This window comes from Pseudomonas sp. B21-015, from assembly GCF_024749285.1.
In the GTDB taxonomy this organism is placed as follows: Bacteria; Pseudomonadota; Gammaproteobacteria; order Pseudomonadales; family Pseudomonadaceae; genus Aquipseudomonas.
The window spans coordinates 3049281-3063601 of record NZ_CP087196.1 but is presented as its reverse complement, the minus strand read 5'-3'; the positions used below and the strand labels follow the sequence as shown (position 1 = coordinate 3063601).

The window sequence follows — 14321 nt, the reverse complement described above, 5'->3', positions numbered from 1 at the left end:
CGATGACAGGGACGACCCAACTGCTGATCCCCATGGCGCTGCAGGTCATGCTGGTGAATCAGCCGGTGCTCAACGGCAGCAAGTTCCGGCGCTGGCGGAACAATTACAATTACCTGGTCAACAACATGGACAGCCCGACGCCGGCGCCATTTCAGGACGGCGGCGACTCACCGAAACAGGGCATCCATCTGCATTGGCAACTGCCCCAGGCCTTGAAGCATGGCCGGCCAGGAGCAGTATTGTTCAGCATCGGCACGGCGGTCGCCGCCATTACCCGTGCCCTGGACAAGAACCAGCTGAGCAGCGACCTGCTCGCCGCTTTCAGCAACAATGGCCTAGCGCTGGCGATCAGCGGCGTCTCGGTGGCCCCCCAGGCAGACACCGGCAACGACGGCTGGCAGTTGATCGACTGGGCCAACGCACGGCACTACCTCATCGAACTCAAGCAAGATACGGCGAACCTTGAGTACCTGGCAGTCAGCGATGCGCAGATCAGCTTTCCGGAGGTACCCAACCGCTGGCTGGTGATCCGCTTCCAACACGGCGCGAGCAAAGTCGAACCGACCTCCTGGATCATCGAGAGCGACTACCTGAACGCCAGCGCGGGCTCGATGTCCTTTCTCGACCCCAAGGCGCAGAACCTGGGCAGTCCCAATGCCGTGACCAAGATCGGCAAGTCCCAACGGCTCAGCGCCAGCTGGAGCGAAAGCGCCGCCGGCGACGCCATGTTCCTGCGCGCCATAGGGCCGGGCGATGTGACCTTCTGCGCCTATGCGCCGGCGGCGCAGAACGTCTTCAGCTTTGTCGACGGCGATGCCGCCAACCTGCCGGAAAACACCGCCTTGAGCTATTTGGTAGCCGGCTGGTACGCCAACCCGGACTACGACCCGCTGCATGATTCAAGCGCACAGCTGGCCGCCTTCACCGCGCAACTGGACAACCTGAACTGGGCCATTGCCGGGGTTTCCGACCTCAGCCAATACACCGGGCTGCTGGCTACCCGCTGCATAGTGCATGGCATGCGCCATTCCCTGGTCTGGCAGACCGCGATCATGCCCTCGGGCAATCAGACCCAGGTGCCGGACAACATTGGCGAGGGCGTCAAGGTGGCCATCGGTAATACCTCGGTGGAGGCCCTGGCGGCGCTGGTCGGCGTGACCAGCGGCGATCAGGACCTAGACCTGACGCTGCTGGAGGCCTTGCAATACGGCTCGCTGGACACCCTGGACCAAGTCGGCGGGCGCACCCTGGTGGCGGACAAGGCGCGCCAGGCACGCTACGGCGCCACCCCCGGCGGCCAGTCCTGGGAGATCCGCGCCCGGGAAGTGAACGGCGCGGCCCTGAATGCCAGCGAACCGGCGGATATCGCCGACTACGCTGCGGGCCTCGCGGCCTTGAACCAAGCCCAGGCCGCACTGAATGCCAGCCAGCGCCAGCTGGTGTCGCTGCAATGGACGCTGTATGCGCGCTGGTGGAAGAACCAGAACTACAACGTGCTGGGCCTGGGGCCGGCCAACCCGCCCGACAACATGGCGCAGATCGCCAGCGCGCTGGACCCTAGCTCCCCCGAGTGCCAGGCCCTGGTCAGCCAGATCCAACAGCTGCAGCAAAGCATCGCTGTAACATTCAGCAGCGGTAGCGTCCCACTCTACAGCGACGCGGAGGCGATCGAGGAATACGCCCGGAATGTGCTCAAGCTGCCGACCTCGCTGTTGCTCAAGCCCAAGAACGCGCCCCGCTACTGGCATCCCAACGACCCGGTGCTAGTGGTTTCCGGTATCGCCAACCCCGACAACGACAGCTCCAGCCAGGCACTGGTGTGCCGCACCCTGGCGCAGATCGTCAGCGGCCTGAGCATCAACGGCAAGACGGTGACCGCCGATAACGCGGCGGCTCTGATCCCCCTGCCCCTGGCGAACCCGGGCATCCCGCCGGCGGTGTATGCATTGTGTAAGGAGGCTTTTTTCCTCGATCCGGCGAACTGGCCGAACATCGCCAACAACCTGTTCATGGGCAATGTACAGCCGGCCGATATCGGCGCCGCCATCGCCCGGGGTTCTTGGGCCGATACCCAGTCCCAGGCGCCCTTGGCGCTGTCCGTGGCGCCCTGGGTGCAGCCGTGGAATCCACTGTTCCTGGAGTGGAGCGTCAAGTGGTTCCCCACCTACAGCCAGAAGGATGGCAACTCGCCGTGGCACTTCAATCGCAATGAATGGCAGTTCGACGGCGACGACTACAACTGGACCGGCGTACACCTGGATGAGCGCCTGATGGTCGGTTACAGCGGCCGCACGGTGCTGTCGTCACACTCGGTGTTCAACTTCGAGAACCGCCTGCGCGACTACATTGGCAAATCCAGAACCCCGCAGCCAAAGCTGGAAAAACTCGATGCCCTACTCAAGGCGATCCGTTCCTGGGGGGTGATGTCGCAGCGCCTGAGCGGCCTGCATGGCGAGTTCGCGACACGCTCGGCGGGCCAGTCCTGGCCCCCTATTGGCGAGATCGCCGCCCTGGTGCAGAACCAGTACCAGAGCGCGCCCGACCCGAGTAAAGGCGACCAGGACTATGACTACGGCCCGGTTTCGCCGACGTTCTTCCCGCAGATGGGCGGCTTTTTCGTGATCGACGATATCGAGGTGATCGACAGCTTCGGCCAGGCCGTCAGCCTGCTGCGAGCCAACAACAACCCTACGGGCGGCAAGACCTCTGCCTTCACCCCCATACGCTCCAGGCAAGTCACTCCGGCCAACCCGAACATCGCTGTCGGAGACTACACACCTGCGCAATTCGTGCAACAGCCCTTCGGCCTGGTGCAGTCCGGGCAGTTGGCGATGCGCTGGGTGGACGCCGACAAGGACGCCAATGAAGTGGGCCTGGTGGCCGATGCCAACCCAGTGTGCGGCTGGGTCCTGCCCAACCATCTGGACGCGGCATTGGTCATCTATGACCAACAGGGCCAACTGCTAGGCGAGGTGCGCGAGGACCTCAACCGGCAGATGGTCGCCTGGTTCCCGGCGCCCGACAGCCCGAACCCCATTACCAACCCGGAGCAGATTCCCAATCTGCATCTGCGCGGCGTGGTCAGTGGCCTGATGGCGGCACAGCGACAAGCCGCCGGCACCTTCGACAACTTCCTGAAGGTAATCGACGAATCATTATGGCTGGTGGACCCGCTCGGCCCGCGCACCGACCCGGACCTAGCCGTGCTGATCGGCCGGCCTCTGGCGGTGCTACGCCTGAAACTGGCGCTGGAGCTGGCGGGCGATCGTTACACCAACCAGAGTTGGGCCGACACCTTCGCCACCAATGACAACGCCGTGGGCCAGACCGCCTTCGCCTTGCGCCTAGGCAGCCTGGCCGTGCGCGAAGACGGGCTGATCGGCTACTACGCCGACGAAGCCTTCCAGGCCTTCAACTCAGTACACTACCCCGACGGCCTGGACGCCGGCTCGAGTTACGTCAAGCCGATCGGCGGCAAGGCCGGCAACTATCTGTCGCTGACGGCCGATGGCAGTCCGGCCTTCGTCACGCTGCTGATGGACCCTAGGGGCACGCTGCACGGCAGCACCGGAATCCTGCCGGTCAAGGACATCTCGCTGCCCAACCGCCTTTTCGAAAGCACCCTGAGCAATATGGAGATCACCTTCAGCGTGGGCTCCCTGCTGACCTCGGCGGCGTCGATCCAGATCCCACGCCTGGCGGAGCAGAACGGCGAATGGTCGTGGATCAGCCATTCCAGCACCACACAGTTCTCCTCCAGTGCAGTGGACTTCAGCTCGCCCAACGCCCAATTGTCAGCGCCGTCCATGGTCGTTCAGGACGGCTGGCTGAGGTTTCTGACCCATCTCGATAGGAATGCCGCCGATGAGTGAACTTCTACTGTCCTATTCGTTCCTGACTGAACCGGGTGTGCTGCAAGCGGGCAATACCGCGCGCCTGACCATCATCGTGTCAAATGCCGGGGCGCCCTTGACCTTGAAGGGCATCGACTTCGTGCTGACCCAAGGCACCGGAGCGCGGGACATCGCCAACGGCTTGGCCCCCACTACACCGAGCCTGCCCGATGGCTGGTCGCATCCAAGCCCAAGCGGCGGCAAGTTCTCGATGTCGCCGGACGCGCCCTACACCATCGGGCGTGACGGGTTGATTTTCGTCTTTGATCTCACGGTCAGTCCCATGGTCGGCACGGCGCTGATCGCCATCACCGAACATATCGAGGTGGGCGGCGAGCCGCGAGCCAATCGCGGCTCCCTGGCGGTGCCCAAGTTCCCGCAGAACTTCCGCCTCAGCGCTTTCTACAGCGCCACGCCGATCATCAACCAAGGCGACAGCGTGACCCTGGTGTGGACCGGCCAGAACCTACATCTGGCAAACTACAGCATCAGCTACAGCGTCGGTGGCCGGACCACGATAGTTAACATCCCGGCGCGCACCTATATCTACACCTTGGACGCCGTCGAGACGTCCGGTGTCTATTACCTGCACGTCAAGGCCGCTGAAGATGCGGACACCTCGTTCACCTTCCAGTCCAGCGTTTATCCCATCACCGTCAATCCGGCAATCGCTGCGTTCTGGGCCACTGAAAGCGCGGGCGCTCCCGGAGACAGTGTGCAGCTCAACTGGCGGGTCTCCGACTCAGTGTCCACCGCCACCCTAACCTGCCTGCAGAGCGGCGCCAGCTGGGACCTGGATGCCGCGGCCTTGGCCAAAAGCCAACTGGCGATTGAGCTGCCGGCCATCGCGATGTCGGCGCAGTACCAGTTCCAGGCGTACGAAAGCGGCCAGGGCGAAGGCACACCACTGCTGGTGGCAACCAGCACCCTGAGCATTGCTGTCAGCGCGAGCATTCCCAACCTCGCAAGCAACTACGCACAGTTCGTGACCGATGCCCAGGCCAGCGACCTGGCACGGTTACCGGCCCGATCCGTCGATGACCGGGTGGTGCCGCAACTGATGGAGGAAATCTTCCGTACCTTCAAGGAGGCCTATCCGGATATCGACTTTTACCTAGACTGGGCCAACCTGACGCCGAATGCGCGCAGCTTCGTCTACATCGATAACCGGAAGAAGGTGGTGGTACATGGCGCCCTGGTGCGCATTGCCAGCCTCTACTACGAAGCCTTCTGCTTTATCGTCGGGCAATGCGTGGCTCGCTTCAGCGGCCAGCCCCCGGTGGATGCCAACGGCCTGAGCTATGTAGGGGTGGCCGACTACTACACCACCGGCACCCTGCTCTCGTATGTGTTCCTTTCTGCTTCCGACAACAGCGACCTGCCTAGCGGAATCGAAACCCAACTCAAAACCCTATTCCTGGAAGGCATATCGCTCCCGAACCAAGCGCCCGCCCCGGGAAACCTAGCTGCCAATCCAGGTATCCATTGTAGGTTCAACGCAATCACCTCGGGCATATTTGGCAAGCCCTTACCCAGTTGCGTAAGCGCAAATTGATGAGTTGCTATACGGCACACAACCGAAAGTTGTCTTTCAACGGATCGTCCACCGGAACTAAAGGAGATAGAAATGGGATCGATTTTTCCCGGATGCGCGGAGTCCGTGCAACACGTGAACCCAAAGAACAAAGTCTGTTCCACGCAGCATTGTGACAGCTTCACCGAAACAGACACCTTCCATAGTACCTGCAACACCGACGGCCAAGGGCACCCGCTATACCCGGTGTCGACCGCACAATGTGTCAACCCAAACAATCCCAACGACATCATAGAACCGACCTACGATCCCGACGGGGAATACTACTATTGCCCCGGGAACTACCGTGTTCAGACCTGTTTTTGTTGCTGTTCGTGCTTGGCCAATGGCACGCCGATCGCCATTCCGGAAGGGGTCAAGGCCATCGAGCAGTTCGCCATTGGCGACGCCGTCACGGTCGGTGACTGGAACGCACACCAGCTGTCGTGGAAAACCGGGTCGGTGAAGTTCTCCAGTGGCAGCGACGCCGGGTGGAAGAACACTATGATGTTCATCGAATTTGCGGGGAACAAGCAGCTAATCGCCTCCGTCGATCACCTGTTTTTTCTCGCCAGTGGCAAGCTTAAACGCGCAGATCGCCTGGTGCCCCACAAGGATCAGCTAATGAGCGCCGAGGGCACGCCGCTGGACATCCTCAGCAGCCTGTCCGGCACCTGGGACAAGGGTCTACATCACATTGCCACCGATATGCACTTCAACGGTTCGCTCAACGGCCATCTGATCAATTCAGCTGGCGTGGTCTCCGGCGACTATTGCCTGCAGATCAATCAGCACGAGCTGATCAAGATGGGCTTGATGGACGCCCCGGAAACCAGCCCGGCATTCGGCAGCAAGGCGTTCGCCGCCGCCAATCCGCATCTGGCCGTGACCCGCGCCTCGGCGCTGAAGAGCGGCGAGATCCTGTCCAATGTCGCCCTGCCCCAGGGCTTCAGCGCCTTCAATCCCGAAGGCGGTATGTATATTCCGGCCGGTGCGGCGCAGTTCCTCACCGACGCCCAGGCCAGCGACATAGTCAACAACAAGAAGGCGAGCTTCCTCGACCTGACCAGCGATTCAGGCATCGACGCCGTCAACTACCTGCTCAAAGTGTTCAAGGCCTTCTATCCCTCGATCAATATTCTGGTCGACACGGCCAACCCCAACTTCAATACCTACGGGTTCGAGATGTACGGGCAGCAGCACTTGGTCATCAGCGGAGAAATCACCCGGCTCAACGGCCTGTATTCTGATGGCTACAAATTTATCATCGCCCAGGGCATTGCCCGGCTCCTGGGCAGCACGCCGAAAGACCAGGACGGTTTCACCTATGCGGCGGCGGCTGACTTCTACGCGGTTTCATCGATCTTCCGCGAAGTCTTCTTCCTCGATTCCGACGACCTATTCAACAACTCGCTGGACCAGATCAAGGCCGTCTTCGGTTACATCTCGCCGGCCAATGCCGTCGGCAATCCGGACAACCTGGCCAATGATCCTTCGATCAAGTGTCGCATCGGCTCGATCAACACCGGCATCTTCGGCGGCAGTGTGCTGCCCTGCGCCTGTAACGACCTGGCCCTACTGAGTGCTGATCCGGACAGTTCCGACCCGCACCAGTTGCGCCTGGAATTGAACTTCAACAAGGACATCGCCCCCTTGAGTGTCAAGGATCTGTACAACTTCAAGTTCACACCGCCCAACAGCCAGGCCCCCGGCGTCAGGCTGCCCAAGGTGCTATCGGCGGAGATCAGCCCCCAGGCCGCCTCTGTCGTAGTCCTGCATGTGCAGTCGCCGCTGAACATAGAGTTCAATGTCTACCTGACCGATGTCTGGTCGGCGGGCGGCTCGGTGCTCGGGGAGCAGAACAGCGCCAGCTTCAGCTTCATGTCGCATAAGTAGCCTGGGAGGCTGTCAGCATGAGCGAACTACAAGCCATTGCCGGCATCCGCCTGCGCTCCATCGAGGACGGCTGTCGGCAGTTGGCCGACATTCTCGAGTTGCAGGCCCCGGTTGCGCCCAAGGTACTGATCGCGGCACTGCAGTCCGAGGAGTATGCCCGCAACCTGCTGATCTGCCGTCGGACACCGGTGTTCCTTGCGACTTTGCTTGCCAACCCGGTAGGCTCGCCGCCGCAGGAAGCGGGGTCCGGCAAAGGCACACTGGAATTGATGAAGGAGGCCTCAGGTGCATTAGCGCGCTGGGGTACGGTGGGGTTTTCAGTAGTGGACGACGAGGTGCTCGAGCAGCGCTTGGGGGCTTGCCTTGCCTGCCCCAACCTGAGGTCCTCAGGCAGCGCCGCCAATGCTCTGCACAAGCTGATGAAGACCCGGGCCAGTTGCGCTTTGTGCGGTTGCGATGTGGAGAAGAAAGCCCGCATGAGCTCCGAGCGCTGCCCGGGCGAAGACCCGCAACTTACGGGTCATAACCGCTGGGGTCAGCCGCTGAGCGTGGCTTGAAGACCGGCAGGCCGGCACGAGCTGTGTCAGCCTGCCAGGCCTTGATCCACGCCTAGTGGAACCATCACACGTCGTTTAACCAGTTGGTGTTCACCGCTCATCAATTAGGAATGTACCCAGATAAAGATTCGCGCCGCCTCGATCACTGGCTTCTACAGCTTTGCGACACTCCACCAAAACGCTAGCGAAGATGCTGTGCGCTTCCCTGGTGACCAATGCCGAATTTTGCCGCAGGCCAGACAGAGGAGCTACTTTTTCAACAGAGTCAGGCGAAACCAGCCCTTCGTATTCAGCGACTTTTTCAAAGAGCTTTTTCAAGATTTCAAAGGTTGAAATTTCAGTAACCTGGCGGACCAGCCACTAACACGATCCCGCGGGTTTCCGACCCCGTGTCCTTTCAAAGTCTTCAGGGTCCCCGGCGCCTTTTCGATGACCTGGGCTGCAGATCCGCTTCGCTCGACTAGTATCTGATGACGATCTGTCAAAGGGGGAGAGATGTTATGGAAATGATTGCCGTGCGTTCCAGTGCGATGGCCGCCGTTGGCTACGATCCAGCAACGAGACGAATGAGGATCCGCTTTGAACAAGGTCACTCTTACGATTTCTGCAATGTCCCAGTGGCCATACACAATGGGTTGATAGCCGCTGTGTCGAAAGGCTCCTACTACAACCAACACATACGTGATCGCTATCAGTGCTGAGTGACGTCTTCCATTTGGAAAGACGGACATCCCTGCAAAACTTTCAGCTAGAGAGAATCCGCGAGTTCGATAACCTGTGTAGGGGGCGGCCTTCAGGGAGGACCCGTAAAAATCGGCGCCCCGCCCGGCCTCCCCGGCTCATGCCTTCGGCTCGGCCTCGCTCAGGTCCAGCCGCTTAGCCACCCAGCGCTCGTACAGGCCGATGGCGACATCCGCGCCGGCCATCGCGGTCAGGCAACCCAGGGCACCCGCCGTCCAGATCGACAGGCCCGCGCCGAACAGCAACATCATCGCTGACACGCCGCAGACGATGCAGGCACCGGAGCGAAGTGCGAGGCGGCGCAATAACGCCCAGCCTCGCGCTCCATCCTTGTCGGCGCGCCACATCTCGCCGGACACGCCGCCAACCAATGACAGGGCAATCACCAACCAGATCGGCGTCTCTGCGAGTGCCTGTTGCTCGTTCGTCATTCCCCTGCCCCTTAAACAAAAAGACCCGGCGCAATGGCGGGGTCAGGTGGTGGATTGCCTACCGCGCTTTGCGGTCGCACCCATCGAAGATGGCCCCTTTTTACAGGTCGATTCTGGTGGCAGCAAGACCGTATTAATGCCATCCGGTGAATGTGTGGGTTACGCCCGGTGAACGGCTGGCGAATGTCGGTGAATATCTATCCCGGCTGTCTTTTGCTTTGGTGGCGTCCCATGCGTCCCACCTCTCTGCAACTAGGTGGGACGTCTGAAAGCCCCGCAGATTGGGGCTTTGCCCTACCGTCCTACTTTTTTCTCTCTTTTCTCGTGTAAAGAGAGAAATTTAAAAAGCACGCGTGCGCGTAAACGCGCGTACCTGTACCCGCTACGCACACACGGGCGGGAGGCATGAAAAAGGTGGGACGGTGGGACAGCCCAACAACGACGCGGCCTGCGCCCGTCCCACCACCGCAAAAGGCAGTGGGACGGAGGCAGGCCGGTGGGACGGCGTGAGCCAGAGGGATGCCCACGATCAAGCCGCTTCCCCCAGGAGGAAGTGCTCGACCACGATGTGGGCGTCATGCAGGCGCTGGTAGTAGATGTTGCGCGTGCAGCCGCTCTGCGCCAGACGCGCCGCCAAGGGCGCATCGGGTTGGCAGTAATGCACTCGCACCACCGCCATCAACTCGGGAGCGAGGCGTTTCTTGACGATGCGCTCGATGTCCAAAGAGGCTTCCAGCGGCACCCTGCTCCCGCGCCTGCCGCGCACGAGCTGACCACCGCTCTCCATCATCATCGCGACCATGTTGCCGCCCGAGTAACCGGCCGCCACCTCGTCGCTGTGCAGCTCCTGCGCCCATTGTTTGAGGGCCATATCGATTGCCTTAATCATCGAAGCACGGCTCCTCGAACTCGTCCCGTTGCAACGCAGGCGCCCTGCCCCAATGCTCCGGTTTCTTGTACGCCCAAGGCCGCTGGCCGCTCTTGCTCAAGGCGCCCAACCGGAACCGTCGCCAGCCCAGCCGGTGCATGATCGCGCCGACACGCATCTGCTCCGGTTTGCCCCAATGCCCGGGATCGAGCTTGAGTGCCTGGCTCATCACTTCACTGCCGGTGGCGGTCTCGCCGATCTGCGATTCCTCCAGCCAGGTCAGGATTGGACCTTCCCATTCATCCACGACAAAACGCTGATCCTGGGCTTCGGCGAACATCGGCGCTTCGTCCGGCGTCACCCACCAGAGATCACCGGCCTCGTAACAGAACACCGCTTCGGCCCAGAGCTGGTCGCGGATCTCGCGTAGCAACGCCACGTCGACCTTGGTACAGGCAACCGGCCAATACCGGCGGTTGCCGGTGGCGTCCTTGAGGTATTCGTCCTGGTTGGTGGTGCCGACGAACACACACTGGCGTGGCACGTCCATGGTTCTGCGGCCATAGCTCTCGCGGTAGGTGTCGGTGGACGCGGAGAAGAACTGCTTGGCCTTGGTGCTTTCGGCCTTGTTGAAGCTGTCCAGCTCGCCGAGCTCGACGATCCACTTGCCACGGATCGCCTGAAAGCCGTCCTTGTCGCCGAGGGCAAACGGCGTGTCCATGAACCACTCACCGCCGAGTACGCTCATGGCGGTCGACTTACCGGCGCCCTGCGCACCTTCGAGGATCATCACCGAGTCGGCCTTGCAGCCGGGTTTCATCACCCGCGCCACGGCGGAGATCATCCAGCGCTTGCCGACCTTGGCGGTGTAGTCACAGGCCGGTACACCCATTACGTCGGTGAGCCAGGCTTCGAGACGCGGCACGCGATCCCATTCCAGCTTTTTCAGGTACTCGCGCACCGGGTGAAACGCGTGGTCGTGTGCCACGACACTGACGGCCTCGATCACATGCGAGGACTTCACACGCAGGTTGTACTGCTGCGCGAGCCACTTCATCACGCGCACGTCATCGATGTCGGCCCACTCGCCGGTACCACCGCCATACGGCGCGGCACGCAGCTTGACGATCTTCGAGCTGAACGCGCTGTAGCTGATCACCCCGGCCCAGCGCTCATCGTGAGCCAGGATCAGTTCGACGTTCTGCATGTGCGCGATGAGGGCGCCGCTTTCACTGCGAGCGAGCTGATCTTTCCAGCCACCGGCCGCCGGGGGACGGACCACGGCCAGCACCTGTCGGCGAACAGTTTCAAGACCTTCGGCGACGTGCAGGTCGTTGAAGTCGGTCCACTTATCATGGCGCTCGATCGAGAAGATCGGCGCAACGACTTGAGCACCGACGATCAGGGCAGCATTGCTGGCCTTCTCCTCGCCCGGGTTCCACGCATCGCCGTTGGGCTTGGTGGTCTTCCAGTCATCATCGCGGCAGATGATCAGCGGGCAGCCTGCAAAGCGTTCGCGCATGGCCTTGCACACGGCCAACAGATTGCCCGCATCGAAGGCCACGGCCACGGCAAGCGACGTCGCCATGTGCAGGCTGGCGCCGGTGGCGTAGCCCTCACAAACCAGCACCGGCTCGCCCGGCTCCGGGTGCGGACCGAGCAGGTGGAACGTGCCCTCCTTCGCCATCCCGTATGGCCAGTAGGATTTGTCGCGGCCGGTGTCTTCCTGCTTGCTCGGGAAGATCACCTGCAGACCCATGATCTGGTCGCGAGCGTTCTTCATCGGCACCAGCACCGCACCGGTGCGCGGCGCATAACGCACCTTGATACCGACAATCTGTTTGCGGTCCAGGTAGTCGCTGCGCCCGGTAGTCGGCATGCGCTCGAACAAACCCTGCGCCCTTTTCGCGGCCCGCCGCGCAGCGTTATTCGCTATTTCCGCGGCGCGGCGCTTGGCTTCTTCCTGGCGAGCGCGCATCACTTCACGCTCTTCCGGCGACATCCGCCCGGCCTTGACCTTGATCTTCTGCGTCTCACCCGAACGCCAGTCACCGAAGGCGCCGAAGATCAGCGTGTCGCCCTTCTCCGTGCGCTGCTCGTGGACCACGTACCAGCCGTTCTTTTCCTTGCCCTTGTCCTGCGATGTCTTGCAGCGGGTCAGCTTGCCGAACACCAGCGGCTGCGCCGGCTCCAGACCGTAATCGGCGAATTGCCCAAATACCTCATCGAGCATGCTGAATCCCTCGTTCGGAGAGAGACTGACAGCTGATGCACTGCGAGCAACCCGGTTGGGCCAAGCGACGAGCTTCCGGAATCGGATCGTCACAGGCTTCACAGAACAGCAAGGAGTGAGCAGCGTTTTCTGCCTTGGCAGCGCTGCGCGCGGCCATGGCCTGATCGATGCGTTCCTGCACCAGATCGTTGGCGAAATCGGCGATGTCAGCCACAGTCAGCACCTCGCGTCGTCTGGTTGACGTAGGTGGCGCGGTTGAACAAACCCAGCAGCCCTTGAATGCCACGGAACACCTGCAGACGAATCGCTGCCAGTTCCTGATCGGTGACGACGCCGTCGCCGATGCTCTTAGCCCAGGTCTCGGCCAGATCCGCAACCTGCCGGAAGTATTCGGCGATACCCGTGGTGAGGGTTTCGGGCATGTCATTGGTGTAGGTGTCGGCCAGCTCCTGCCAGATCGTGTCGCCGACCAGCGCATGCACCGCATCGAGAATGCGGCGATCCTTGGTCAGTTCGAGGATCTCGCCGAACTCCTGAATGTTGACCGCGTGACTTGGATGGGTCGGCGACAGCTTGTGCTGCAGCGTGGTCGGGTTGCGGCCGGTGGTAGCCGCGATGGCGGCGGCACCGCCCGGGTAATCCCGAGCAGCATGGTAAAGCGCTAAATCGAGCGGCAGGATTTCCCGCTGCGCCCGTTCCAGAGAACTGAGAGCAATTCGGCTCATGGCATTAATCCTAAAAGTTGCCAGTGCCGCGCGACAGACGTTGGTGATACATTTGCCGCGTGGTCTGGAGAGGCCCAAACGCCGGCTAGGTTCGTAAGACCAACACCGGCACCGTGCCGGAGCGAACAATCCGTTGTTCACCCCTGGCGCAACAGCTGCCAGCTCTGTGGTAAGAACGGCAGCAACACCAAGGCTTCCGAGCCTTGGAAACGCGATGAAAGTCGGCGGCATGTGGTGTGCTCGCCTTCCGACATCGCGACCCGACTGCATTGTGGTGATGCTGTCGGGAGAAACTGGGCGACCCTTGGGTCGCCTTTTTTCTATGCGGCTTGGGACTCTTCCATTTCCGGAGGAAATACGTCATCAAGACTGCACGGCGCTCCTAACTTATTGAGCGCTCTGACTATGGCTCTGCACTCCGTAAGTCCTGCGATTCGACGTCCTGCTTCGTAATTGCTTATACGTGCCTGAGTCCACCCAAGAGCTACAACGAGTTCCTTTTGCTTGATCCCAGCTTTCTCTCGATGTTCAGCGATCAGATTCATGATGCCCTCCAATTAGCCGCAGCCATCTTAATCACGAATCGTAGATATTTCAACACGCAAAGTGATGATAAATAATTTCATAGCGTGGTAAAAAAAGCACATGAACACACTCGGCGCACGTATTAAGCAATACCGCAAAGCCAAGGGCATGAGCCAACAAGCCCTTGCTTACGCTTGCGGCTGGGAATCCCAGTCTCGGATAGGTAATTACGAGAAAGGGGCTCGCCAGCCCAACCTCCACGACTTGCAAAAGATAGCGACAGCACTGGGAGTGTCTTTTCCAGACCTGGTAGCAGGAAAAAATCGTTCCGACGTCGAGTCGTACTCAGACGCCATTCAAGGTCGGATTCGGTCTGAAGACCGTCTTGTGAGGGACTACGGAAGATCGAAAGACAAAGACCAACCTGTTAGCAGCCTTGTAGGCTGGGCTAAGGATGGAAAGGTGCCTGTGCTATCAAACGCACAGCTGGGGAATGAGGGCTTCTTCGACACGGTAGAACCGCCACCTGGTCAAGGTGAAGGCTACCTAAACATACATAGCGATGACCCAGATGCCTATGGCATAAGAGTCATGGGCGATAGCCTGATGCCCCGCATCAAGAATGGCGAGTTTGTGCTTATAGAGCCGAACAAACGCTTCAGTAGCGGTGACGAGGTCATAGTTCGAACATCCTCCGGCAAAGCCATGATCAAAGAGTTTATTTATCTCCGCGACGGAATGTACCGGTTGGATAGCGTCAATACCGACCAAGAAACTCTTCATATAGCAGAACAAGAGGTGGAGGAAATCCATCTCGTAGGCGGAATACTGAAGTCATCACGCTTTCTACACAGTGCCGCACTATTTTAATCACATTAT

Annotated in this window: 13 protein-coding genes; 6 read left to right on the top strand and 7 right to left on the bottom strand. The window is 60.6% G+C overall.

Annotation, left to right across the window (positions count from 1 at the left end; translation table 11 throughout):
- Positions 1-2: 2 nt before the first annotated feature.
- Complete coding sequence (locus tag LOY38_RS13560) at positions 3-3872, top strand: hypothetical protein (protein WP_258700456.1); 3870 nt, start codon at positions 3-5, stop codon at positions 3870-3872.
- Positions 3865-5448 (top strand): hypothetical protein, encoded by a 1584-nt coding sequence (locus LOY38_RS13555; RefSeq protein WP_258700455.1) that lies wholly within the window; start codon positions 3865-3867, stop codon positions 5446-5448. The genes LOY38_RS13560 and LOY38_RS13555 overlap by 8 nt, the downstream gene beginning before the upstream one ends.
- Before the next feature lie 329 nt (positions 5449-5777).
- Here the strand turns inward: LOY38_RS13555 and LOY38_RS13550 are convergent, their stop codons facing one another.
- Entirely contained in the window at positions 5778-5981 is a 204-nt protein-coding gene (locus LOY38_RS13550; protein ID WP_258700454.1) for a hypothetical protein, read from the bottom strand.
- Between LOY38_RS13550 and LOY38_RS13545 the strand changes: the two genes are divergently transcribed.
- From LOY38_RS13545 to LOY38_RS13535, 3 genes are all read left to right on the top strand, one after another.
- A complete protein-coding gene (locus LOY38_RS13545) occupies positions 5971-7362 on the top strand; it encodes a hypothetical protein (RefSeq protein ID WP_258700453.1) in 1392 nt (463 codons plus the stop codon). The genes LOY38_RS13550 and LOY38_RS13545 overlap by 11 nt on opposite strands.
- 17 nt (positions 7363-7379) lie before the next feature.
- On the top strand, positions 7380-7919 hold the full coding sequence (locus LOY38_RS13540; protein WP_258700452.1) for a hypothetical protein: 540 nt from the start codon (positions 7380-7382) through the stop codon (positions 7917-7919).
- Positions 7920-8389: 470 nt separating this feature from the next.
- Positions 8390-8620: a KTSC domain-containing protein gene (locus LOY38_RS13535; protein ID WP_309475877.1), complete on the top strand. Its 231-nt coding sequence runs from the start codon at positions 8390-8392 to the stop codon at positions 8618-8620.
- Between the two features lie 138 nt (positions 8621-8758).
- Here LOY38_RS13535 and LOY38_RS13530 read toward each other — a convergent pair whose 3' ends face one another.
- From LOY38_RS13530 to LOY38_RS13505, 6 genes are all read right to left on the bottom strand, one after another.
- On the bottom strand, positions 8759-9091 hold the full coding sequence (locus LOY38_RS13530) for a phage holin family protein (RefSeq protein WP_192351856.1): 333 nt from the start codon (positions 9089-9091) through the stop codon (positions 8759-8761).
- Between the two features lie 529 nt (positions 9092-9620).
- Complete coding sequence (locus LOY38_RS13525; RefSeq protein ID WP_258700451.1) at positions 9621-9980, bottom strand: hypothetical protein; 360 nt, start codon at positions 9978-9980, stop codon at positions 9621-9623.
- The gene (locus LOY38_RS13520; RefSeq protein ID WP_258700450.1) at positions 9973-12192 is read right to left on the bottom strand and encodes a VapE domain-containing protein; all 2220 of its coding nucleotides are present in this window, start codon (positions 12190-12192) and stop codon (positions 9973-9975) included. The genes LOY38_RS13525 and LOY38_RS13520 overlap by 8 nt, the downstream gene beginning before the upstream one ends.
- On the bottom strand, positions 12182-12406 hold the full coding sequence (locus tag LOY38_RS13515; RefSeq protein ID WP_108224846.1) for a TraR/DksA family transcriptional regulator: 225 nt from the start codon (positions 12404-12406) through the stop codon (positions 12182-12184). The genes LOY38_RS13520 and LOY38_RS13515 overlap by 11 nt, the downstream gene beginning before the upstream one ends.
- The gene (locus tag LOY38_RS13510) at positions 12399-12917 is read right to left on the bottom strand and encodes a phage regulatory CII family protein (protein WP_258700449.1); all 519 of its coding nucleotides are present in this window, start codon (positions 12915-12917) and stop codon (positions 12399-12401) included. Before LOY38_RS13510 ends, LOY38_RS13515 begins: the two co-directional genes overlap by 8 nt.
- 320 nt (positions 12918-13237) lie before the next feature.
- The gene (locus LOY38_RS13505) at positions 13238-13462 is read right to left on the bottom strand and encodes a helix-turn-helix transcriptional regulator (protein ID WP_045123078.1); all 225 of its coding nucleotides are present in this window, start codon (positions 13460-13462) and stop codon (positions 13238-13240) included.
- A 100-nt stretch (positions 13463-13562) separates the two neighbouring features.
- On the opposite strand from LOY38_RS13505, the gene LOY38_RS13500 reads away from it, so the two are divergent.
- On the top strand, positions 13563-14312 hold the full coding sequence (locus LOY38_RS13500; RefSeq protein WP_258700448.1) for an XRE family transcriptional regulator: 750 nt from the start codon (positions 13563-13565) through the stop codon (positions 14310-14312).
- Positions 14313-14321 lie beyond the last annotated feature (9 nt).

What these genes read in the sequence shown, in the direction of transcription:
- LOY38_RS13560 (WP_258700456.1), top strand. Translation starts at nt 3, where the DNA reads ATGACAGGGACGACCCAACTGCTGATCCCCATGGCGCTGCAGGTCATG.
- LOY38_RS13555 (WP_258700455.1), top strand. Translation starts at nt 3,865, where the DNA reads ATGAGTGAACTTCTACTGTCCTATTCGTTCCTGACTGAACCGGGTGTG.
- LOY38_RS13545 (WP_258700453.1), top strand. Translation starts at nt 5,971, where the DNA reads ATGATGTTCATCGAATTTGCGGGGAACAAGCAGCTAATCGCCTCCGTC.
- LOY38_RS13550 (WP_258700454.1), bottom strand. Translation starts at nt 5,981, where the DNA reads ATGAACATCATAGTGTTCTTCCACCCGGCGTCGCTGCCACTGGAGAAC.
- LOY38_RS13540 (WP_258700452.1), top strand. Translation starts at nt 7,380, where the DNA reads ATGAGCGAACTACAAGCCATTGCCGGCATCCGCCTGCGCTCCATCGAG.
- LOY38_RS13535 (WP_309475877.1), top strand. Translation starts at nt 8,390, where the DNA reads ATGACGATCTGTCAAAGGGGGAGAGATGTTATGGAAATGATTGCCGTG.
- LOY38_RS13530 (WP_192351856.1), bottom strand. Translation starts at nt 9,091, where the DNA reads ATGACGAACGAGCAACAGGCACTCGCAGAGACGCCGATCTGGTTGGTG.
- LOY38_RS13525 (WP_258700451.1), bottom strand. Translation starts at nt 9,980, where the DNA reads ATGATTAAGGCAATCGATATGGCCCTCAAACAATGGGCGCAGGAGCTG.
- LOY38_RS13520 (WP_258700450.1), bottom strand. Translation starts at nt 12,192, where the DNA reads ATGCTCGATGAGGTATTTGGGCAATTCGCCGATTACGGTCTGGAGCCG.
- LOY38_RS13510 (WP_258700449.1), bottom strand. Translation starts at nt 12,917, where the DNA reads ATGAGCCGAATTGCTCTCAGTTCTCTGGAACGGGCGCAGCGGGAAATC.
- LOY38_RS13505 (WP_045123078.1), bottom strand. Translation starts at nt 13,462, where the DNA reads ATGAATCTGATCGCTGAACATCGAGAGAAAGCTGGGATCAAGCAAAAG.
- LOY38_RS13500 (WP_258700448.1), top strand. Translation starts at nt 13,563, where the DNA reads ATGAACACACTCGGCGCACGTATTAAGCAATACCGCAAAGCCAAGGGC.